The sequence below is a fragment of the Streptomyces sp. OR43 genome, from assembly GCF_008042275.1.
Taxonomy (GTDB): domain Bacteria; phylum Actinomycetota; class Actinomycetes; order Streptomycetales; family Streptomycetaceae; genus Streptomyces.
The window spans coordinates 4,534,329-4,555,457 of record NZ_RDBK01000043.1 but is presented as its reverse complement, the minus strand read 5'-3'; the positions used below and the strand labels follow the sequence as shown (position 1 = coordinate 4,555,457).

Annotated in this window: 20 protein-coding genes; 8 read left to right on the top strand and 12 right to left on the bottom strand. The window is 71.0% G+C overall.

Features of this window, described 5'->3' with window-relative positions; translation table 11 throughout:
- Window positions 1–268: 268 nt before the first annotated feature.
- Entirely contained in the window at window positions 269–1,549 is a 1,281-nt protein-coding gene (locus EAO72_RS39550) for a glycoside hydrolase family 16 protein (protein WP_148021808.1), read from the bottom strand.
- 267 nt (window positions 1,550–1,816) lie between these two features.
- On the opposite strand from EAO72_RS39550, the gene EAO72_RS39545 reads away from it, so the two are divergent.
- Window positions 1,817–2,881 carry a lipoate--protein ligase family protein gene (locus tag EAO72_RS39545; RefSeq protein ID WP_148021807.1) on the top strand — a complete coding sequence of 355 codons (1,065 nt, stop codon included), beginning with the start codon at window positions 1,817–1,819 and terminating at the stop codon, window positions 2,879–2,881.
- A gap of 95 nt (window positions 2,882–2,976) precedes the next feature.
- Here the strand turns inward: EAO72_RS39545 and EAO72_RS39540 are convergent, their stop codons facing one another.
- Both EAO72_RS39540 and EAO72_RS39535 read right to left on the bottom strand, forming a co-directional pair.
- Window positions 2,977–3,660 (bottom strand): response regulator, encoded by a 684-nt coding sequence (locus EAO72_RS39540; protein ID WP_148021806.1) that lies wholly within the window; start codon window positions 3,658–3,660, stop codon window positions 2,977–2,979.
- A gap of 28 nt (window positions 3,661–3,688) precedes the next feature.
- A complete protein-coding gene (locus EAO72_RS39535) occupies window positions 3,689–4,846 on the bottom strand; it encodes a sensor histidine kinase (protein ID WP_148021805.1) in 1,158 nt (385 codons plus the stop codon).
- A gap of 169 nt (window positions 4,847–5,015) precedes the next feature.
- Between EAO72_RS39535 and EAO72_RS39530 the strand changes: the two genes are divergently transcribed.
- Complete coding sequence (locus tag EAO72_RS39530) at window positions 5,016–5,999, top strand: carboxymuconolactone decarboxylase family protein (protein ID WP_148021804.1); 984 nt, start codon at window positions 5,016–5,018, stop codon at window positions 5,997–5,999.
- Complete coding sequence (locus EAO72_RS39525) at window positions 5,996–6,802, top strand: class I SAM-dependent methyltransferase (protein ID WP_148021803.1); 807 nt, start codon at window positions 5,996–5,998, stop codon at window positions 6,800–6,802. The genes EAO72_RS39530 and EAO72_RS39525 overlap by 4 nt, the downstream gene beginning before the upstream one ends.
- On the opposite strand, the gene EAO72_RS39520 is transcribed toward EAO72_RS39525, so the two are convergent.
- Complete coding sequence (locus tag EAO72_RS39520; RefSeq protein WP_148021802.1) at window positions 6,799–8,250, bottom strand: amidase; 1,452 nt, start codon at window positions 8,248–8,250, stop codon at window positions 6,799–6,801. The genes EAO72_RS39525 and EAO72_RS39520 overlap by 4 nt on opposite strands.
- 186 nt (window positions 8,251–8,436) lie before the next feature.
- A complete protein-coding gene (locus tag EAO72_RS39515) occupies window positions 8,437–8,799 on the bottom strand; it encodes a hypothetical protein (RefSeq protein WP_148021801.1) in 363 nt (120 codons plus the stop codon).
- 202 nt (window positions 8,800–9,001) lie between these two features.
- Here EAO72_RS39515 and EAO72_RS39510 point away from each other — a divergent pair, with 202 nt between their 5' ends.
- On the top strand, window positions 9,002–9,775 hold the full coding sequence (locus tag EAO72_RS39510) for a hypothetical protein (protein ID WP_148021800.1): 774 nt from the start codon (window positions 9,002–9,004) through the stop codon (window positions 9,773–9,775).
- A gap of 86 nt (window positions 9,776–9,861) precedes the next feature.
- Here the strand turns inward: EAO72_RS39510 and EAO72_RS39505 are convergent, their stop codons facing one another.
- From EAO72_RS39505 to EAO72_RS39490, 4 genes are all read right to left on the bottom strand, one after another.
- Window positions 9,862–10,917, bottom strand: coding sequence for a 3-oxoacyl-ACP synthase III family protein (locus EAO72_RS39505; protein ID WP_148021799.1), 1,056 nt, complete (start codon window positions 10,915–10,917; stop codon window positions 9,862–9,864).
- Window positions 10,918–11,007: 90 nt separating this feature from the next.
- Window positions 11,008–11,931 carry an MBL fold metallo-hydrolase gene (locus tag EAO72_RS39500; protein ID WP_148021798.1) on the bottom strand — a complete coding sequence of 308 codons (924 nt, stop codon included), beginning with the start codon at window positions 11,929–11,931 and terminating at the stop codon, window positions 11,008–11,010.
- On the bottom strand, window positions 11,928–12,461 hold the full coding sequence (locus tag EAO72_RS39495) for a flavin reductase family protein (RefSeq protein WP_148021797.1): 534 nt from the start codon (window positions 12,459–12,461) through the stop codon (window positions 11,928–11,930). The genes EAO72_RS39500 and EAO72_RS39495 overlap by 4 nt, the downstream gene beginning before the upstream one ends.
- Before the next feature lie 37 nt (window positions 12,462–12,498).
- Window positions 12,499–12,966, bottom strand: coding sequence for an SRPBCC family protein (locus tag EAO72_RS39490; protein WP_148021796.1), 468 nt, complete (start codon window positions 12,964–12,966; stop codon window positions 12,499–12,501).
- 243 nt (window positions 12,967–13,209) lie between these two features.
- On the opposite strand from EAO72_RS39490, the gene EAO72_RS39485 reads away from it, so the two are divergent.
- Genes EAO72_RS39485 through EAO72_RS39470 form a run of 4 tightly spaced genes read left to right on the top strand, consistent with a single transcriptional unit; the run spans window position 13,210 to window position 17,682 of the window.
- Window positions 13,210–14,337 (top strand): acyl-CoA dehydrogenase family protein, encoded by a 1,128-nt coding sequence (locus EAO72_RS39485; protein WP_148021795.1) that lies wholly within the window; start codon window positions 13,210–13,212, stop codon window positions 14,335–14,337.
- A gap of 17 nt (window positions 14,338–14,354) precedes the next feature.
- Window positions 14,355–15,203: an LLM class flavin-dependent oxidoreductase gene (locus EAO72_RS39480; protein WP_148021794.1), complete on the top strand. Its 849-nt coding sequence runs from the start codon at window positions 14,355–14,357 to the stop codon at window positions 15,201–15,203.
- Entirely contained in the window at window positions 15,200–16,465 is a 1,266-nt protein-coding gene (locus tag EAO72_RS39475) for a beta-ketoacyl-[acyl-carrier-protein] synthase family protein (RefSeq protein WP_148021793.1), read from the top strand. Before EAO72_RS39480 ends, EAO72_RS39475 begins: the two co-directional genes overlap by 4 nt.
- Entirely contained in the window at window positions 16,465–17,682 is a 1,218-nt protein-coding gene (locus EAO72_RS39470) for a ketosynthase chain-length factor (RefSeq protein WP_148021792.1), read from the top strand. Before EAO72_RS39475 ends, EAO72_RS39470 begins: the two co-directional genes overlap by 1 nt.
- Window positions 17,683–17,806: 124 nt before the next feature.
- Here the strand turns inward: EAO72_RS39470 and EAO72_RS39465 are convergent, their stop codons facing one another.
- From EAO72_RS39465 to EAO72_RS39455, 3 genes are all read right to left on the bottom strand, one after another.
- Window positions 17,807–18,424, bottom strand: a complete 618-nt coding sequence (locus EAO72_RS39465; protein WP_148021791.1) for a response regulator transcription factor — start codon at window positions 18,422–18,424, stop codon at window positions 17,807–17,809.
- Window positions 18,425–18,721: 297 nt separating this feature from the next.
- Entirely contained in the window at window positions 18,722–19,879 is a 1,158-nt protein-coding gene (locus tag EAO72_RS39460; protein WP_148021790.1) for an acyl-CoA dehydrogenase family protein, read from the bottom strand.
- Window positions 19,880–19,916: 37 nt separating this feature from the next.
- On the bottom strand, window positions 19,917–21,122 hold the full coding sequence (locus tag EAO72_RS39455) for a 3-hydroxyacyl-CoA dehydrogenase NAD-binding domain-containing protein (protein ID WP_187285358.1): 1,206 nt from the start codon (window positions 21,120–21,122) through the stop codon (window positions 19,917–19,919).
- Window positions 21,123–21,129: the final 7 nt, after the last annotated feature.

Here is a 21,129-nt window from a genome sequence, read left to right as displayed (position 1 = left end):
GGCAACCGCTTTTCGGCGCACGAGGGCCTACCTCCGCCAAGGGGTGATCAGGGAATATCGCAGACCGTATTTCGCATACAGTCCGCAGGCAAGAGGCCTGCCCACATAGCGGACGGTTTTTACTGACGATCGGATAACGGCCGCGCCCAGGATGCACACAGCGCCACGCGAACCGGATAAAGACAGATTCGACGGGCGGGAACGGTGAAAAACGACGAACGGGGCCTCTCGGTGCACCCGCACCGAGAGGCCCCGTCGGAGCCGTGGGTCAGCCGTTCACCGTCCACTTCTGGTTGGCCGCGCCGGTGCAGGTCCAGATCTGGAGCCGTGCGCCGTTGGCCGAACTGTTCCCGACGACGTCCAGGCATTTGTTCGCCTGCGGATTGACGATGTCGCGCGCTCCGCTGACCGCCCAGCGCTGGGCCGCCGATCCGTTGCAGTCCCACAACTGGACGGCGGTGCCGTCGGCCGTGCCGCCCGATGCCACGTCGAGGCACTTGCCGAGCGCCCGGATCGTGCCGTCCGCGTTCACGCTCCACTTCTGGGCGTTGGTGCCGTTGCAGTCGTAGAGCTGGACCGGGGTGCCGTTGGCGGTGGCCGCCGCGGCGACATCCACGCACTTGCCGGCCAGACCGGTGATCCGCCCGCCCGTCTCCGGCTGGGAGTCGCTGGTGGTGACCCGCACGTGGTCGACGACCAGCTGCTGCGGGAAAGCGGTGTTTCCGTCCGGGTCGCCGGGCCAGTAGCCGCCGACCGCCAGGTTGAGGATGAGGAAGAAGGGCTTGTTGAAGGCCCAGGTGTTGCCGCCGGTGTCGGCGGGCGTGCGGCGCTGGTAGACGTTGCCGTCGACGGACCAGGTCACCGAGTCCGGGGCCCAGTCGATGGCGAAGGTGTGGAAGGCGTCGGCGAAGGCCTGCCCGTTCGGGAGGGTGTATCCGGCGCCGATGCCCGCGGATCCGGAGTAGCCGGGACCGTGCAGGGTGCCGTGGACGGTGGAGGGTTCGAATCCGACGTTCTCCATGATGTCGATCTCACCGGAGTTGGGCCAGCCGACCTGTCCGATGTCGTCGCCGAGCATCCAGAAGGCGGGCCACATGCCCTGGCCGCGCGGGATCTTCATCCGCGCCTCGACGTGGCCGTAGGTCTGGGTGAACTTCCCGGAGGTGTTCAGCCGGGCCGAGGTGTACTGGCAGGTGCCGTACCAGCACTGGTAGTTGGCCGGATTCTCCTTGCGCGCGGTGATGACCAGATGACCCTGGCCGTCCAGTGCGGCATTGCTGTTGCCGGCCGTGTAGTACTGCCGCTCGTGGTTGTTGACGTTGTCGCCGGTCTCGATCTGCCACTTGCTGCCGTTCACCGCCGAGCCGGCAGCGCCGTCGAACTCGTCGGAGAACGTCGTGACCGCGGCGGCGGCCGTGGTGTCCGCCATCGGGGCGGTGGAGGCGGAAGCGGGTCCACCGCCGCCCGCGAGGGCGGTCGTAACCAGGGCGAGCGTGAGAACCGAGAGTACGGAGTGCAGCAGTCGCCGCGTACGGCGTGGGGAGTCCATGACTCTCCCTTCCGGTGTATGAGGGGGGAGGAAGGGCAACACGACTATGAGGCCGCTTAGTTCACTGTGTGATTTAAGAAGTGAACTAAGCGGGTGTCAATACCTTGGTCCATACCACTGACCGTGGCGGCGAGGCCCCGGACGGCCCGCACCGCGCACGAGCGGCACACACCGCCCGGACGGCGGACTAATCCACGCCCCGACGGCGTTATGCCCGGTCGGAGCCGATTCGTAGGCATGAGGCCCGGCTGAACTGGAGGTACGGCAGTGCACGGTGAATACAAGGTCCCCGGCGGCAAACTGGTCGTCGTGGACCTGGACGTCCGGGGCGGGGCGCTGCGGGACGTACGGGTGGCGGGTGACTTCTTCCTGGAGCCGGACGAGGCGATCCTCGCGATCGACGCGGCGCTGGAGGGGGCCCCGGCCACCACCGACACCGTGGGCCTGGCCGCCCGGATCGACGCGGCACTCCCGGAGTCGACGGTGATGCTCGGGCTCACGTCGGAGGGTGTCGCCGTCGCCGTACGCCGGGCGCTGGCGCATGCCACGGAGTGGAGCGACTACGACTGGCAGCTCATCCACGACGCCCCGCAGTCCCCCGCCCTCCACATGGCCCTCGACGAGGTCATCACGGCCGAGGTCGCCGCGGGCCGCCGGCCGCCGACGCTCCGGGTGTGGGAGTGGGACTCCCCCGCGGTGATCATCGGCAGCTTCCAGTCCCTGCGCAACGAGGTGGACCCGGAAGGCGTCGACCGGCACGGTGTCACGGTGGTCCGGCGCGTGTCCGGGGGCGGGGCCATGTTCGCGGAGCCGAGCAGCACCATCACGTACTCGCTCGCGGTGCCCCACTCCCTCGTCTCCGGGCTCTCCTTCGCCGACAGTTACGCCTATCTGGACGACTGGGTGCTCGAAGCGCTCGGCGACATGGGGATCAAGGCGTGGTATCAGCCGCTGAACGACATCGCGACGGAGGTCGGGAAGATCGCGGGGGCGGCTCAGAAGCGTGTGGTCGGGCCGGACGGCGGGCCCGGCGCCGTGCTGCATCACGTGACGATGTCCTACGACATCGACGCCGACAAGATGCTCGACGTCCTGCGCATCGGCAAGGAGAAGATGTCCGACAAGGGCACCAAGAGCGCCAAGAAGCGCGTCGACCCCCTGCGCCGGCAGACCGGTCTTCCCCGTCAGGCCGTCATTGAGCGGATGATCGAGTCGTTCCGCAACCGCCACGGCCTCACCCAGGGCGAGGTGACGCCGCAGGAACTGGCGCGGGCCGAGGAACTCGTGCGTACCAAGTTCGGCACGGCCGAGTGGACCGCCCGGGTGCCGTAGGTCAGGCCCTGTCAGCGCTCACGTGCTGCCGGGTGCCGTAGAACAGGCCCCGATCAGCGCTGCCGCGGTGTCAGGTGCCGCAGGTCGGGCCGCGGTCAGCGATCACGTGGCGTGACGAGACCCGACTCGTAGGCGAAGACGACGAGTTGGGCGCGGTCGCGGGCGCCGAGTTTCGTCATGGCACGGCTGATGTGGGTCTTGGCGGTGAACGGGCTGATGACCATGTGCGCGGCGATCTCCTCGTTCGTCAGCCCCCGGGCCGCCAGCGCGCTGACCTCCCGCTCCCGGCGGGTCAGGGTCTCGAAGCCCGGCGCGGTGCTCCGGTCCGGGGGCCGGGCGACGAACTCGCCGATCAGTCTGCGGGTGATGGCGGGCGAGAGCAGCGCGTCGCCGCGGGCCGCGACACGGACGGCGTGGAGCAGTTCGGCGGGTTCGGTGTCCTTGAGCAGAAAGCCGGCCGCTCCGGCGCGCAAAGCGTCGAACACGTACTCGTCCAGGCCGTAGTTGGTCAGGATCACCACATGGACCCCGCTCAGCAGCGGGTCCGCGGCGATCGCCCGGGTCGCCTCGATGCCCGTCATCACCGGCATCTGTACGTCGACCAGCGCGATGTCCGGCGTGTGCAGCCGGGCCAGCTCCAGCCCCGCCCGGCCGTCCGCGGCCTCGCCGACCACCTCGATGCCCTCCTCAGCGTCGAGCAGCGCCCGGAAGCCCGCCCGCATCAGCGCCTGGTCGTCGACGACGATGACCCGGAGCGGGGCGTCGACTTCGCCGCTCATCCGGTGGATCCGGCGGTGTCTTCGCCGCTCATCCGGTGGATCCGGCTGTGCCCAGGGGAAGTTCGGCGTGGACGGAGAAGCCGCCCGCGCGGCGCGGAGCGGCGGCCAGGGTGCCGCCGAGCGCCGTGACGCGCTCCCGCATGCCGGTGAGGCCCGTTCCCGCCGTGACGGTGTCGCCCGCGGCGCACGGGCCGTGGTCGTCGACGCGCACGGTCAGCGCGCTCCGCCCGTAGGCGAGCCGGACGGTGGTCGGAGCCCGGTCGGCGTGCCGGGCCACATTGGTGAGGGCCTCCTGCACGATCCGGTACGCGGCACGGTCCACGGCCGCGGGAAGCGGCCGTTCGTCGCCGCTGACGGTGACGGCGAGCGCGATGCCGGCACTGCGGGCCCGTTCGGCCAGCTCGCCGATGCGGTCGAGCCCGGTACCCGGTTCGACCACGTCCGTGCGCAACACCTCCAGTGTGGCGCGCAGTTCACGCATCGCCTCGCCGCTCGCCTCCTGGATGGCGAGAAGTGCCGGCTCCACCTCGGTGCCGCGCTTGCGCGCGAGGTGGACGGCGACTCCCGCCTGGAGCTTGACGATCGAGATGGAGTGGGTGAGCGAGTCGTGCAGCTCGCGGGCGATCCGCAGCCGCTCCTCTCCCGCCCGGCGCAGCGCCGCCTCCTCCCGGGTGCGTTCGGCGTCGAGCGCCCGCTGCTCGGTCTGGCGCAGATAGGCCTGCCAGTTCTTGTCGATCAGCCCGGTGACCCCGGCACAGAGGAACCATCCGAGCAACAACAAGGTCCGCTCCACGACGCTCTCGGCGGCGGGTGCGGCGGTCATCAGGACGGTGAAGTAGCCGACGAGGAAGAACGCACCGGCCGCCACGCCCCAGGCGCGGTGTCCGCTACGGGCGGCGGCGTGCACGGCGACCAGCACCGGGAACGCCGCCCAGGTGCCCGGGTGTGCGTGGAGCACGTAGCCGGACAGGGCGAGCGTGGTGACGGCGAGAACCGTACGAGGCGCCCGGCGGTGTGCGGCGAGGGCCAGCGAGCCCGTCGCGACGAGCACCAGATCCAGCGCCCCAGGCTCCGAAGCCACCTGGGCCGCGACGGTGACCGCCGCGCCGATCGCCACCGCGAGCACCGCGTCCAGCAACCGGCCGCGGCGGCCCGAGTCCCCCGCCTTCCCCGTGTCCCCCGTCATGTGCCGCACCCTAACTCCCGGGCGAACGCGGGGTCATCAGCCCTGAGGACCGGACGGGAACTACTCCCCGGGCAGTAGTGCCGGGCGGTCCACGACCGGTGGGGACCAGCGGTGACTGCCTCCGGCGGTACGACGACCCGGCCCCGGTCCGCGGGCGAGCATCGTCGCCATGACCGGACCTTTCCGCTACACCTCACCCGTACCTCCGAAGTCGGCGACCGGAGTGGTCGCCGACGTGTACGCCCAGATGTCCACCGACTTCGGGATCGAGCGCGCCCCGACCTTCGTCGTCCTGTCCGCCTCCCCTCCGCTCCTCACCTCGGCCTGGGCGCTGGCGCGCGAGTCGCTGCTGGCCGGGCAGGTGTCCCGTACGGACAAGGAGGTGGTGGCGGCCGGGGTGTCGCTCGCCAACCGCTGTCCGTTCTGCGTGGACGCGCACACCGTGCTGCTGCACGCCACCGGCGACCACCGGCTGGCGGAGACGATCGCCCGCGGCGAGCAGCCGGCCGACCCCGCCCATCGCCGGCTGCTGGCCTGGGGGAAGGACATGAGCACACCGCAGCCCTTCGGGCCCGCCGCCGCACCCGAACACATCGGTACCGCGCTCACCTTCCACTTCATCAACCGGATCGTCTCCGCGCTGCTGGCCGAGAGCATGCTGCCCTGCGGTCTCCAGCGGATCCGTGCGGTAAGGAGTGCGGCGGGCCGCTCCCTGGCCCGGACCGTGCGCCGCGAGCTGGTGACGGGTCTGAGCCTGCCGCTGCTCGAAACGGAGGGCGAAGCACCCGCCTGGGCGGCGGGCACCGCCGTCGGCACGGCGTACGGGGCCCTGCGCACCGCGGCGGAGCTGGGTGCCGGGCTGCTGAGCGACGAGGACGCGGCGTACGTACGGGAGTCGGTGGCGGCCTGGGACGGTGTCACCCCGCTCCCGCTGCACGGGGCGGACCTCCCGGACCGGGCCGGGCGCCCGGGTGCCCGGCTGGCGCTCCTCGCGGCCCGCGCCCCGTACCGCATCACGGACGAGGACGTGGCCGCCTGGCTCGCACCGCCGTTCACCGATCACTGCCTGGTCCATCTGATCGCATTCGGCGCGATCTGCGCCATGGGGCGCGTCGAGGCCACGCTCACCCTGGAGACGAAGGAGCACGCATGACCGTCGCCGAAGCCTGGAACGGACCGCTCGGGCAGCACTGGGCCGCCCACCCGGACCGCTACAACGCCATGCTGGACGGGTTCGACGCCGCTCTGTTCGACGCGGCGGCGATCGCTGCCGGGGACCGGGTGGTGGACATCGGCTGCGGCAGCGGGCTCACGACGCGGATGGCGGCGCAGCGGGCGCCGGGCGGCCGGGTCACCGGGGTCGACATCTCGGCGCCGCTCGTCCGACGGGCCGGCGAGCTCACCGATTCCGAACAGTTCCCGCAGGTGGTCTACCGGCTGGGCGATGCGCAGACCTGCGCGTTCGAACCCGGAGGGTTCGACCTGGCGATCAGCCGGGGTGGCGTGATGTTCTTCGCCGACCCCGTCGCCGCGTTCACCAACATCGCGGCGGCGCTGCGGCCGGGCGGCCGGCTGGCGTTCCTCTGCCCGCAGCCCGCGCAGGCGGACGGGGAGGAGCGCAAGGCACTGGGCCTGCTGGCCTCGTTGCTGGGACGGGACCACACCACCGAGAACGAGGTGGCCACGGCGATGGCCTCGCTCTCGGAGCCGGAACACATCCACGAGGTCCTGGGCGCGGCGGGCTTCACGGACATCGGGGTGACGGGCGTGGACGCCGAGACCTGCTGGGGGAAGGACGCGGCGGACGCGGTCGGGTTCTTCGTGTCGCGCGCCCCCGGTCTCGCCGTCTCCGACACCACACGGACCGCGATGACCGAGGCCCTGCTGCCGTACGAGACACCGCGCGGGGTCATGCTGCGGGCGGGCGTGTGGGTGGTGACCGCGCACACTCCCTAAGGTGCGGCCGGCGGGCGGTGCTCGTACCACCGCCGGTCGGCCTCCAGCTGGGCGGCGAGCGAGATGAGCCGTTCCTCGCTGCGGGAGGGGCCGAGCAGTTGGGCCCCGACGGGGAGCCCGCCGGGGGTGAAGCCTGCGGGGACGTTGATTCCGGGCCAGCCCAGCACGTTCCACGGCCAGGCGTACGGGCAGGCCTCGGTCATCGCGACATCGGTGCGCCAGGCGCTCAGTCCGTCGAACCTGCCGATCCGGGGAGGCGGCAGGGCGGTCGTCGGGGTGAGCAGCACGTCGAACCCTGTTCCGGCCCTGCCGCGAGGAGGGTGGAACAGGGCGCCGATACGCCGGTGCTGGCGCACCTCCCGCGCGCGTGCCGCCCGCACCACCCGGCCGCCGAGCCGGGTGCCGGTGCGCAGGGCGCTGCGGGTGCGGGGGTCCAGGAGCGCGGGTTCGGGGTGCAGGGCGGCGAGTTCGGCGATGCCGGCGGTGGCGCGGGGCAGGAAGCCGAGGCCGATGAGCCCGTAGCGGGGCCGGGCCTCCTCGACGTGGTGGCCGAGCCGGGCCAGCGCCTCGGCGAGCTCGGTGACCGCGCGGCGCACGTCCGGGTGGGGCGCCGCGCCGGTGAGGGTGAGCGGGGGGCGCCAGGCGAGGGCGATGCGCAGCCGGCCCGGGTCGCGACGGGCGGCGGCCGAGGCCCGGACGGGCGGCGGGCGGTGCGGGTCGTCGGGGTGGGCTCCCGCGACGGCGTCCAGCAGCAGCGCGGCGTCGGCGACGGTCCTGGCCAGGGGGCCGTTGACGGTGAGCCCCTGGAACGCGTCGCTGTGGGGGTGCACGGAGATCCGGCCGCGCTGCGGTTTGATGCCGACGAGGTGGGTCCAGGCGGCGGGGATGCGGACGGACCCCGCCCCGTCTGAGCCGAGCGCGGCGGGCACCAGGCCGGCGGCGACGGCGGCCGCCGATCCGCCGGACGAGCCGCCCGGGGTATGCGCGGTGTTCCACGGATTACGGGTGGCGCCGAAGGCGGATCCCTCGGTGAACGGCCACTGGCCCAGTTCGCAGGAGTTGGTCTTCCCGACGATCACGGCCCCGGCGGCGCGCAGCCGGCGTACGGACTCGCTGTCGGCGGTCGCGGCGGGCAGCTCCCCCGCGCACCCGAAATGCGTGGGCAGCCCCGCGACATCGGTGTCGTCCTTGACCGCGACCGGCACCCCGAGCAACGGCAGCCGCTCCCCCGCGCCGAGCCGGCGGTCGGCCTCGGCGGCCTCGGCGAGTGCGGCGCTCGCGCGCAGGTGCCGGAAGGCGTTCAGGGTGCCCTGGCTCGCCTCGATCCGGGCGAGGGCGTCGGTGACCAGCCGGACGGAGCTGGTACGGCCGTCCGCGAGGGCCCGGGCGCTGTCGGCCAGCCCGGCCGGGGCCCCGACGTCCGTTCCGGTGGATTCCACTGAGGACATGCGCTGCCCGCCTCCCTCGTACCGTCAGGTGCGCGCACCTGTCCGCCCGAACGAAATTACTGAAGGGTAACGAGCCATGGCCGATCGCTCAACCGCTCGCCCGGGCCCCGGGACGGCACCACGGGGGCCCGGGCGCTGCCCGGTCGACGGCTACGGCTACGGCTACGGCTACGGCTACGGCTACGGCTACGGCTGAACGGTGATCTCACCGATTCCGGTACCGAGCCCCGCACAGTGGGCGGTCGACTGACCGGACTGCCCGGGGTTCAGCGTGACGTGCTCACCGTCGACGTCCGGGGACCAGCCGCAGACGAGGTGCACCCAGAAGGTCTGCGCCGTCGAGCCGTTGTTGCGGCAGAGCGCGTAGCCGGTGTAGTCGTCGACGGCATGCTTGCCCGTCTCGCAGGAAAGTCCCGGCGGCGTCTTCGCCGGAGCCGTGGCCGAGGCCGCCGTGGCCAGGCCCGTGGACACGGCGAGTGCCGCGGTCAGCCCTGCGACGGCGGCGGCCCGTGCGGCAACCCTGGAGCGGCTCCCCATGAACATCTTCATGTCTCCCTCTCGGTCGTGACGAGGACGGCTCCTACCACCGTCCCCCGCCCCCTTAACCGATCACAGCACACAACGTCACGCTGTGTACGCACCCAGGTGGGGCGCCGCCACGCCGCCGGGCGACCACCCCCCGCCCGGCGTACGCTCGGAAGATCGGGCCGCAGACCCGGACAGTCCCGCCACGACCCTTCGAGGAGGCGACGTGACCGGTCCACACCTCGGCACACGCCCCGCCGCATGGACTGCGGCGATCGTTCTCTCCGTCACCGGCAGCGGAATCATCGGCGCCGGAACGGCCCACGCGGAGGACATCGACCACCTCACCGCGCAGCAGATCGCCGACCGCTCCCGCGACGCGCTGCTCAGCGCGCAGTCCCTGCACCTGAGTACGCGCGGGGACCTCGGCAAGGGCAGTACGCCCATGTCCCTGGAGCTCACCCTGGACCGGGACGGCAACTGCAACGGTTCGGTGGACCTCGGCAACAGCCAGGGCTCGGCGCTGATCGTGAAGCGGGGCGACGACATCTGGATCAAGCCGGACGCGGACTTCTGGAAGAACCAGGTCCCCAACGGCGGTTCCGCTTTCGCCGCGATCGTGGGCGACCGCTATATGAAGGGGTCGGCCGACGACCCCCGGCTGAGCGCCCTGACCAAGACCTGTGACCTGAACACGTTCCAGAAGCTGGTCAGCGACAACGCGAACGACGACAGGGGCACCCTCAACAAGGGCGCGGAGACCAAGCTCGGCAAGGCGTCCGTCATTCCGCTGACCAGGATGCGCGACGGCTCCACCCTGACGCTGGACGTGGCGGCCACCGGCAAGCCGTATCCGCTGCGCCTCACGATCCAGGGCAACGGAGCGGACGCGGTCGTGGGCTTCTCCGCCTTCGACGAACCGGTGCCCAGGACCACGCCCTCGCCGGCCGACTCGTTCGACGTCAGCGCGCTGCTGGGGCGGACGACGAGCCCGGTGTGACACCGGCAGACGTACACACCGGCAGACGTACCGCTCCGGCGTGTGGGCGGACCTCAGCGGAAATGAACACGACACGGCGTCCGTGATCAGCGCGCCGCCCGGAAGCCGGGGTCCGCTGCCGCCGAAGGGCGCGAACGGGAAGAGGCGCGGGAAGGACCGGTCCACGTGCAGAGGGAGGCGGCCAGGTTCATGCCGCCGCCGAAGGCCGCGAACAGGGTCCGGTCACCCGGTGCGAGGAGGCCCTCGCGGTGAGCCGCGTCGAGGGTGACCGGTATGGAGGCGGCGCCTGTGTTGCCGTACCGCCCCAGCGTCGTCCGCAAGGTGGAGGCAGACAGGCCGAGAGCGGGCACGAGATCGAGCAGCATGACGCCGTTGGCCTGATGCGGGACGAAGTGGTCGATGTCCTCGGGCCGCACGCCACCGGCCTCCAGTACCTCGTGGACGAGACGGGGAACGTGTTCGGTGACGAAGTCGCGCACCCCGCGCCCGTCCATCCTGAAGAAGTGCGAACCGTCGGCGACGGTCCGCGCGGAAGCGGGCAGTCTGCTGCCGCCCGCGGGCACCACGATCAGACTGTGCCCAGCGCCCACCCCGCGCAGGTGCGTCACTCCGAGACCCTGGTGCCCGGGCACCGGACCGAGCAGGACGGCACCCGCCCCGTCGCCGAACAGCACAGCCGTACGGCGGTCGCTGTGGTCGATGACGCGTGAGTACACATCGACGCCGATCACCAGGGCGTACGGCGCCCGCCCGTCGTCCCGTACGAGAGCGTGGGCGACCTCAAGGGCGTAGACGAAGCCGCTGCATACCGCGTTGAGGTCGAAGGCGGCCGCGTGGTCGGCCCCGATCAGATGCTGTACGAGGTTGGCGGTGGCCGGCTGCGGGTGGTCGGGGGTCGAGGTGGCGACCACCACGCAGCCGACCTCGGAGGCGCGGACGCCCGCCTGTTCCAGAGCGTTGCGGGCAGCCCGCGCAGCCAGGTCGGACGACGCCTGGTCGGGGCGGGCGTGCCGGCGTTCGCGGATGCCCGTCTTGCGCTCGATCCACTCGGCACTCACCCCGGCGGCTGCGGCCACCTGCTCGTTCGACACCCGAATCGGGGGCAGGTACGAGCCGGTGCCGCAGATTCCGTACCGCTGCATGCGCGAACGCCTCCGTCGAGTTCCGTGAGCGGTGATGGGCGGTGAGTGTGCGGGTGCCGCGTCCCGCGCGGGACGCGGCACCCGCACGGCTCATGCGTGGCACTGCGGTGGGCCGCCGTTGAACTCGAACATCTCCCTCATGGAGGCCGCCACATCGATCCGGGCGCCCGGAGCCAGGCCCCTGAGCTCCGCGTAGGCGCGGTGCAGATTGCCCACCAGCCGCTCGGAGTCGATCATCGCGCCGAACTCCTCCGGATCGGCCGAACGTGCGGCCTCCAGCGCCGGCACACCCGCAGCGATCCCCTCGCGGGCCAATCTGTCCAGCCGGCGCAGGTAGGTCTCGGTGGCGTCCAGCACCTCGGGCCCGCCGACCCGGCCGTGTCCGGCGACGACCGTGAGGGGGCCGAGGCGACGCAGCCGTTCCAGTGCGTGGAGCGAGCCTCGGACCGATCCCATCAGGACGAACGGCGTCACTCCCGACCAGGCCACGTCGCCGGTGAAGAGCACTCTCCGCTCCGGGATCCAGGCCACCACGTCGTCTGCGGTGTGCGCCGGACCGACCTGGATCAGTTCCACCGTCAGGTCCCCGGCACGCAGCACCAGGGAGTCGCGGAACGTCAGGTCGGGGACCACGAGTTCGAGATCCCCCCATGCGACGTCCGGCCACAGTCCGCGCAGCCCGAGTCCGGCCTCGGCCATGTCCGAGCGGGTGCCCTCATGGGCGACGATCACCGCGCGCGGGGAGAACAAGCTGTTACCGAAGACGTGGTCGCCGTGGAAGTGAGTGTTGACGACCACGTCGGGACCGCCCGGGGCGATTCGCTCCACCTCCGCCTGCAGACGGCGGGCTCGCCGCTCGGTGGCCGCGGTGTCGACCAGCACCGCCCGGCCGCCGCCCGTGATCAGGCCGGCGTTGTTGAGACACCAGCCGCCGGGGGGCTGCTCGAAGGCGTACACCCCGTCGGCGATCTCGCGCAGCGTGGGCTCGGCAGGGGCGAGCGAAGGCGCGCTCATGAAACCTCCTCGATGGGCGAAAGGCCGGAGAACGAACCCTGGTGGAAGACCAGCGGGCGGGTGTCCGGCGCACCCGGATGGATCACGGTCACCCGTCCGACCAGCAGGACGTGGTCACCGGCCGGCACCTCGGCGTGCAGCACGCATTCCAGTGCCGCCGCCGCCGAGGGCATCACCGAGTTGCCGGTGAAGCCCTCGACCGCGCCGGTCCTGCGCATCACCCGCATACCCTCGGGCCGGTCGGGGCGGGCGAATTCGGCGCACAGGTCGCGATGCGCCTGCGTGAGGATGTTGACGGCGAAGCTCCCGGCCCGCACCACGCCCGGCCGCATCCGTCCGCTCCGCTTGACCGACACGAGGATCAGCAGCGGGTCGAGTGAGACGGACACCAGGCTGTTCACGGTCAGCGCCAGAGCTGCGTGCCCACAGCCCTGGGTGAGCAGGGTGACCCCGGTCGGAAAGCGCCCCATCGCGGTGCGCAGCGCTGCGGCATCGGGCTCGACGAGCAGGGCGTTGCCCGGTTCGGTCACGTCACGAACTCCGTCTCTGCGGGCGGGTCGACGCGCATCACAGCACCTTGGCGAAGCGCTCCAGGGTCTCGCCGGGGCTTCGCCCGTCGAGCGCGGTGAAGATACGCATCGCGTCGTCGCCGTGTCGGTAGAGCTTCACGTGGGCCAGCTCCACCACGGTGGTACGCGCGTCCACCGGCCTGAACTCCACCTCGATCTCGCTGGCCCGCTCGTCGTCGGGAATCGACTCGAACCGGCCGTTGACACGCCAGGTCATGGCCAGCCGGAAGGGAGGTTCCCAGACCAGCACGCGGCCCCAGTCGACCTCCGTTCCCTCGACGTCCCACTCGTAGTAGCGGCCGCCCACGCCCGGTTCGAAGGCGAGACCGGCCCGCTCCTTCCGCACCAGTACGTGGGAGGGCGGCCACCAGTCGGACAGGCGCTCGGTGAACGCCTTGAAGCATTCCTCGACGGAGGCCCGGACGGTCACCGACTTCCGTACGTCCGGGATCGGCTGTTCGGGCATGAGCCCTCCTCGCTGTGTGGGGTCCTGACCCGGGTCACCCTCGTGTGCCGCGTTCAAGGTCCCGTAGAGGGCCGCTCGAAGCAGCCCAGCGGTGCGGAGCCGGACGGCCCGCCCACGCCGTCGGGTTCCAGCGTGCCTGGATCGGATGTCGAACCGCGGCCTGCACCCTGCGGATGCGGAGCGGAGCCGGACACCCGGACCGCGCCGTCCCGGACATCGGTACGGACGAAGGAAGCAGAAGACGTGACAGACACGCTGACCAACGACCTGGTGTCCCGCGCCGGCCGTGCCGCGGAGCCGGCAGGACTTCACGCGGCCGAGGCGGACCGGACCGGCGAGCTCGACGCGGGGGTGGTGCGGGCGCTGACCTCGGCCGGGTTCGCGCGGCACTTCGTCCCCGCCAAGTGGGGTGGCAGCGAGGGCACCTTCACCGATATGACCAGGGCGGCGGCCCTGACCGGCCGCTCCTGCGCCTCGGCCGCCTGGTGCGGGACGATGTTCGCCTACTCCGCTCGCTTCTGCACCCACCTGCCGGTCGAAGCGCAGGAGGAGTTCTGGGGCGATACCCCGGACACTCTGTGGGTCTCCGGTCTCGTGCCGTCGGGCCGGACGGAGGCCGTCGGCGACGGGTTCGTCCTCAACGGGCGCTGGAACTACGTCAGCGGCGCCCTGTTCGCGGACTGGGCACTGCTGGCGGGTCCCCGGCCAGGTCCCGGTACGCAACCGCCGCGCTTCTTCGCCGTACCCCGGGCCGACTTCACCGTCGAGCAGACGTGGGACACCGTCGGGATGCGGGGCACCGGCAGCCACACGGTCGTGCTGTCCGACGTCACCGTCCCGGCCCACCGGACCGTCGCGCTGGCCGAGGTCGCCGCAGGAGTCAACGACGTCTCCGACCGCACGCAGCACAACGTGCCGCTGATGGCAGTGGGCGGACTCACCTGTGTGGCCCCGATCCTGGGCTCGGCAGGCGGAATGCTCGAGGCGTACGCCGCTCTGGTGGCGGACAAGCGGGGGGCGGAGCAGCCGGGCGTCCCCGGCGGCGGAACAGCCGTCAACGACGTGGCCCTGGCCCGTGCCGCCGCCGATCTGGACGCCGCCACCTTCCTCACCGAACGGGCGGCCGCCGCACTCGACGCCGGAGAGGCCCGTCTGCACGGCGTCCGCAACGCCAGGGACACCGCGCACGTGAGCCGGCTGCTGGTCGCTTCGGCACAGGAGCTCATGCGGACGGCCGGCACGGGGGGCCAGGACGCGAAGAGCCCGCTGCAACGCCACTGGCGTGACATGTCGGTGGCCTCCACGCACGCGGCGCTGCGCTTCGAGCGCGCGGCGACGGCCTTCACCGACTTCACCGTCAAGAACAAGTGACAGGGAAGGACAGGGCCATGGAGATCGGCGTCGGCCTGCCGACGATGACCGGCGGCTTGACCACTGAACGGCTCCGGGCGTGGGCCCAGGGTGCGGAGGCGTACGGCTTCTCCGGTCTGGCGGTGCTCGACCGGCTGGTGTGCGACGGGGCCGAGCCGCTGGTCGCGCTGGCCGCGGCAGCGGCGGTGACCGAGCGCATCAGGCTTTCCACCCAGGTGCTCATCCCCACCTACCGGGGCAACACCGCCCTGCTGGCCAAACAGACCGCGACGATCCACCGGCTGTCCCGGGGACGGCTCGTCGTCGGTGTGGCAGCCGGTATCCGGGCGGACGACCACGAGGTCTCGGGCACCGAATTCCACAGCCGGGGCCGGGACCTGGACCGTCTGCTGGAGGAGCTGACGAGGTTGTGGGGCGACGCGTCGTTCGGCCCGCCGCTGCACGACGACCGGCCCGAGCTCCTGGTCGGCGGACGCAGCGACGCCGCCCTGGTACGGATGGCACGCTACGCGGCCGGCACCGTCGTCGTCGCCCCGCCGCAGCAGTTCGCGCAGCGGGCGGGTCAGGCGCTGGAGTTCTGGAAGGCACACGGCCGGGAGGGCCGGCCGAGGCTGGTCGCCCAGACGTACTTCTCACTGGGGCCGGACGGGGCGGACGAGGCCCGGCGGCACCTCGGCTCCTACTACGCGTTCGCCGGCCCGGTGGCGCAGTGGATCGCCGCGAGTGCCCTGACGACGCCCGAGGCGGTCGCGGAGGCGGTCGTCGCGTATCGGCGGGCCGGCTGTGACGAACTCACTTTCATTCCGTGCTCGACCGATGTGCGGCAGCTCGACATGCTCGCTGCCGCCGTGAAGGAGTCCCCATGACCCGCAGGGCCGTGATCACCGGGATCGGCGTCACCGCACCGGGCGGCATCGGTAAGAAGCCCTTCTGGGACCTGCTCAGCAGCGGAGCGACGGCAACGCGGACGATCACGCAGTTCGACGCCTCGGGGCACCGCTGCAGGGTCGCCGCCGAATGCGACTTCGACCCTCTGGCGCTCGGGCTGACCCGACAGCAGATCCGCCGCACCGACCGGGTGTCCCAACTGGCCATGGTCTCGGCTGCGGAGGCCCTGGAGGACAGCGGGCTGCGCATCGACGGGCTGAGCGCCGAGCGCACCGGCGTGGCCATCGGCAGCGCGGTGGGCGGCACGACCACGATGGAGCAGGAGTACGCCGTTCTCAGCAACTCGGGGGCGGACTGGCTGGTCGACCCCGCCTTCGCGGGCCCGCACCTGTACGACTACTTCCTGCCCAGTTCGATCGCCGCTGAGGTAGCGCTGAGCACCGGAGCCCTGGGCCCCGCGACCGTGGTCTCGACGGGCTGCACCTCGGGCATCGACTCGGTCGGCTACGCGGCCGAGCTGATACGCGACGGCGACACCGACATCATGATCACCGGAGCCACCGACGCGCCTCTCTCGCCCATCACCCTGACCTGTTTCGACGTGATCAAGGCCACCTCGGCACGGAACGACGATCCGGCCACCGCCTGCCGCCCGTTCGACCGCACACGCACCGGTCTGATCCTCGGAGAGGGTTCGGCCGTCCTGGTGCTGGAGGAGTACGAGCACGCGGTACGCCGCGGCGCCCGGATCTACGCCGAGGTGGCCGGATACGGCACCCGTTGCAACGCCTTCCACATGACGGGGCTGAAACCCGACGGCCGCGAGATGTCGGAAGCCATCAACGCGGCGATGGCCGAGGCCAGGGTCAACCCCGAGGACATCGACTACATCAACGCCCACGGGTCGGGCACCAAGCAGAACGACCTGCACGAGACGGCAGCGGTCAAGCGGAGCCTGGGCCGGCACGCGTACGGGACGTCCATGAGCGGGATCAAGGCGGCGGTGGGGCACTCGCTCGGTGCGATCGGCTCGATCGAGATCGCGGCCTGCGCCCTCGCGATGCGGCACGGGGTGATGCCCCCCACCGCCAACCTGCACGAACCCGATCCTGCCTGTGACCTGGACTATGTGCCTCTGACCGCCCGGGAGAAGCAATTGGACGCGGTACTGACCGTCGGCAGCGGGTTCGGCGGATTCCAGAGCGCCATGGTGTTGGCGGATGCGGAGCGTGACGTGTGATGAGGCAGGACGTCGTGGTAACCGGAATCGGCGTGACCGCACCCAACGGTGTCGGGGCCGAGGCATTCTGGGAGTCGACCCTGAAGGGGGTGTCGGGCATCCGCCCGATCAGCAGGTTCGACGCGGCCGGATATCCGGTCAGCGTGGCGGGTGAGATCCCGGAATTCGAGGCCGAGAAGGCGTTCACCAAGAAGCTCATGCCGCAGACGGACCGGCTGACCCGTTTGTCGCTCTTCGCCTCCGCATTCGCCCTGGAGGACGCGGCGATCCGGCCCGGAGAACTCCCCGAGTTCTCCATGGGGGTATCAGTCTCCAGTTCGACCGGCGGTCTGGAGTTCGGCCAGCGTGAACTTCAGCAACTCTGGGGCACCGGCTGGGAGTCGGTGAGCGCCTATATGTCCTTCGCCTGGTATTACGCTGTCCACACCGGCCAGATCTCCATCAGGAACGGCATGCGAGGCCCCGGTGGCGTGGTCATCTCCGAGCAGGCGGGAGGCCTGGACGCCCTCGCCCTCGCCCGGCGCCGGGTCCGCAAGGGCGTAGCGGTGATGACCGCAGGCGGCATGGACGGCCTCATCTGCCCCTACGGTGCGGCGATCCAGTCCTCCGCCCGGGAGGTGAGCACACAGACCGATCCCGACCGCGCCTATCTGCCGTTCGACCCGGACGCGGCCGGGCACGTGATCGGTGAGGGCGGAGCCATACTGATCTTGGAGAGCCGCGCCGACGCCGAGAGCCGGCAGGCCCCCCGGATCCACGGGACGATCGCCGGCTACGGATCCGCGTTCGACCCGGCGCCGGCGGAGTCCGGCGGCGACGGCCTGCTGCGCGCCGCCCGTGTCGCGCTGGCGGACGCCGGTCTGACGGCCTCGGACATCGACGTGGTGTTCGCGGACGCGGCGGCCACCCCTTCGCTGGACCGTGCCGAGGCCACGGTGCTCTCCGCACTCTTCGGGGACTGCGGCGTGCCGGTGAGTGCCCCCAAGACGATGACCGGACGGCTCCTCTCCGGAGGGGCCCCGCTGGATGTCGCGGCGGCACTGCTGGCCATCCGGGACCGCACGGTGCCACCGGCGGTCAATGTGGTTCCGGGCCGGATCGATCCCCGGATCGACCTGGTCACCGGATCCGGCCGGTCGCTGGACATCCGTGCGGCGCTGATTCTGGCCCGCGGCCGCGGGGGGTTCGCCTCCGCGGTGGTGGTGACGCGCCCTTGACGGCCGACCCCCGGGGCACGCCCTGCGGGAGTTCGGTCCGGGGAGCTCTCGACCTCCGCCCGACCGAGCGCTGAACAGACTGCGGAAGACGTGGAGCGGCAGCCCGCGAGGGACCGGGTTGCCGCTACACGAGAATGTGCGCGTCGCTCGCTTTGTTCACCGCGTCAAGGCGTGACACCGCTCCGAGCCGTCGGAATATCTTGCGTAGATGGCGCTTTACGGTCGCTTCGCTCAACGAGAGCCGACTGGCGATCTGACCGTTGGTCATGGCGGCCGCCACCATTCCGAGGATATCCACTTCCAGTCGGGTCAGACTCCCTTGCTCAGAGCCATATATCCGCCTTACCTCGTCACGCGTGAGAGATATCGTAACCCGGTCCGAATCGGCTACCACAGAGCGCATTGCCGCCTTCAATTCCTCATGAGTGGCACTCACGGGCAGATAGGCGGAAATACCCAGGCGTACGAGTTCAAGCACATGGGGTGGCGATATCTCCGCACCGGTCACCACCACCCTGGTGCCGGACCCGGCCGCCCGGACGCGCTCGGGAATCGCCGCGACCGCGACATCTCCAAGATCACTGCTGACGACGACGATGTCGGGGCCCTCGGCGGCCACCATGCTCAGGGCGCGCTCCGCGGTCCCCGCCGCGCCCACGATCCTCATGTCCTCCTCGTCACGGAGGAGCCGGCACAGTCCTTCCAGGAGCAACATGTTCCTGCTGGCCACGACTACGTCCATGGGATTACTCCCCTGGACACCTCGTCAAAACCTTCAATTCTCTCTGAACTGCGACCCGAACTGCCCCATCTAAGATACGTGTCACTACAAAGCACCTTTTCCCCCAGGGCGCTCGTCGTGCAATCGGACATTCTATCCAAGCAGCTTGGCATAGAGAGGGCTCGAACCGCAATACAGCCTTCTTTAAAGGAGTTGTTGCGGCGGACGCCGGAAACAATCACCGACAAAGCACACGACCACAGGCGTCAGGGGACACCTGCGGCCGTGTGCCACGGGTGAAGGCAGGACGACATTCGGTCAGCGTCGCCTGGCCACCGGAATCACATATCGGGTGTAAAGCAGATCCCGGACGACGTCGTCGCCGCCTTCGACCAGGCCGACGTAGCGAAGGTCGCGGACCAGCTTGCCGATGGGGTGGTCCTCGGTGTACCCGAGCCCGCCGAACATCTCCGAGCCGATGGTGGCCACCGCCCAGCCGGCCTGTCCGCAGTACATCTTCGCCGCCAGGGCCGACCTGAGCGTGCCCGTGCGGTACAGCGTGCCGCCCGGATCACCCGAGGAAACCGCCTCGTCGAACTGCGCGGCCGCGGCTCGGCACTGGTTGCGCATCACGTCGATGTACATCTCGATCTGCCCCAGTTTGCCGGCGAAGACCGCGTTGCCGATCAGCGGGGCGCCCTTGACCGTCTTGGTGGTCGCGTACTCCATCGCGAGGTCCCGGATCCGGCGTGAGACGCCGATGGCGGTCGCCGCGATCAGGATGCGGCTGGCGTTGAGACCGGCCTCGAGATGACGCAGGCCGTGTCCTGGCAGCAGGTTCTCCACTGGGACGGCACAGTTGTCCAGCCGCACTTGGTAGGTGCCGGAACCGCGCATACCGATCATGTCCCAGCGTTTGACGATCTCCACGCCGGGAGTGTCCCGCGGCACGAGGACGACGCTGAACACCGACTCGTCGTGAACCGAACGGGCGGCGACCAGAAGGAAGTCCGCCGCGTCGGTGTTGGTGGAGAAGTACTTGTCGCCGTTGAGCAGCAGGCTGCCGTCACGGACGGTGTACGTCGTAGCGGTGCGGCCCAGCTCGCTGCCCGCCGCCTCCTCGCTCACGAGGATGCCGCAGACACCGCCGTCCCGGGCCATCCGGCCCAGGTACTCCGCCGCCGTCGACGGATCCGCGAAAAGTCGGAGAATCGTCGTGCCCAGGATCGAGAGGAACGACGAGAACGCGAAACCGGCGTCCGCGTAGGCGAGTTCGGAGACGATGTCGACGCTCGTCTCCAGCGAGGCACCGGCGGTGCCGTACTCGACGGGCAGCCACCAGTTGGCGAGCCCAGCCCGGTGCAGTGCGGCCGAGGCCGGAACCGGGACCTCCGGCCGGGTGTCGAAGTAGTTGGCCCGGTCCATGAGTTCCGCACCGGCGAAATCACGTACCCGGTCGAGCAGGTCAGCACTCATCATCACTCCTGGGTGGCCACGTGCGTGTCGGTCGCCGTCACAGGACGCGGAAGCCCCGGCCGTTCTTGCGGCCGAGGCAGCCGTCGTCCAGCATCCGGCGCAGCAGCGCCGGCGGTTCGAAGTCGGAATCCGCGAACTCCCGGTGGAGCCGGTCGAGGATAGCCACCGAGACGTCCAGGCCGATGGTGTCCAGGAGCGCGAACGGCCCCATGGGGAAGCCGGAGCCGGCGACCACCGCCTCGTCGATCCGCGCTGCCTCCCCGTACCGCTCTGCGGGTCCGTCGGCACACCTCTCCAGCAGCCGGACCGCCCGTGCCAGATAGGGGAAGAGCAGGAAGTTGACGATGAAGCCCGCCCGGTCCCCGCAGTCGACCACCACTTTGCCGAGCGCGGCACAGAACGCCCGCGCGGTCGCGGTGCTCGCCGTGGTGGTCGTCGGGGTACGGATCAGCTCGACCAGCTTCATCACCGGTGCCGGATTGAAGAAGTGCAGCCCAAGGACTTCACCGGGCCGCCCGGCCGAAGCCGTTCCTGCGGTGACCGAGAGGCTGGACGTGGTCGTCGCCAGGACGGTGCCCGGAGCGCACACGGCGCCGAGCATGGCGAAGGCCTCCCGTTTCACCTGCTCGTCCTCGGCCACCGCCTCGACCACGAGGTCGCGGTCTCCGAGTGCGCYCCGGGCAACGGTGAAATCCAGCAGAGCAACCGCTTCGGCCGCGGCCGAGGCGGTCGTCCTGCCCCGCCGCACCGATCGCTCCAATGACTGCCCGACACCGGTTCTGGCCCGTTCGGCACTGTCCGTGGAGCGCGCCACCAAGACGGTTGCGACGCCGTTGCGGGCTGCGGCCTCGGCGATCCCCCGGGCCATCGTGCCCGATCCGAGTATGCCCAGGCGACGGACGGGCGCCGCCTCGGCATTCCCGGGCCCGGTGGTGGGCGAAGGGGTTTCCGGGGCCGGGCGGCCGGGCTCCCGGAACCAGGGGGCCGGGGCGTAGGCCTCGTCGCCGGTCGCCACCCACAACTCTGTCAGGGACCTGTGTACCGCGTCGGCCCCGAGCCGGCCGATCATCTCGAACGGCCCCTCGGGCAGCCCACAGCCCAGCCGCATGGCGGTGTCCAGGGCCGCGCGGTCGGCATACCCCTGCCCGTGCAGGGCCGCCGCCCGGTTGAGGTAACCGAGGACCAGTGCCCTCGCGGTCGACTCACGGCCGGCCTCGGCCGGTGTGCGGGAGGGCCGGGTCATGTCCGGC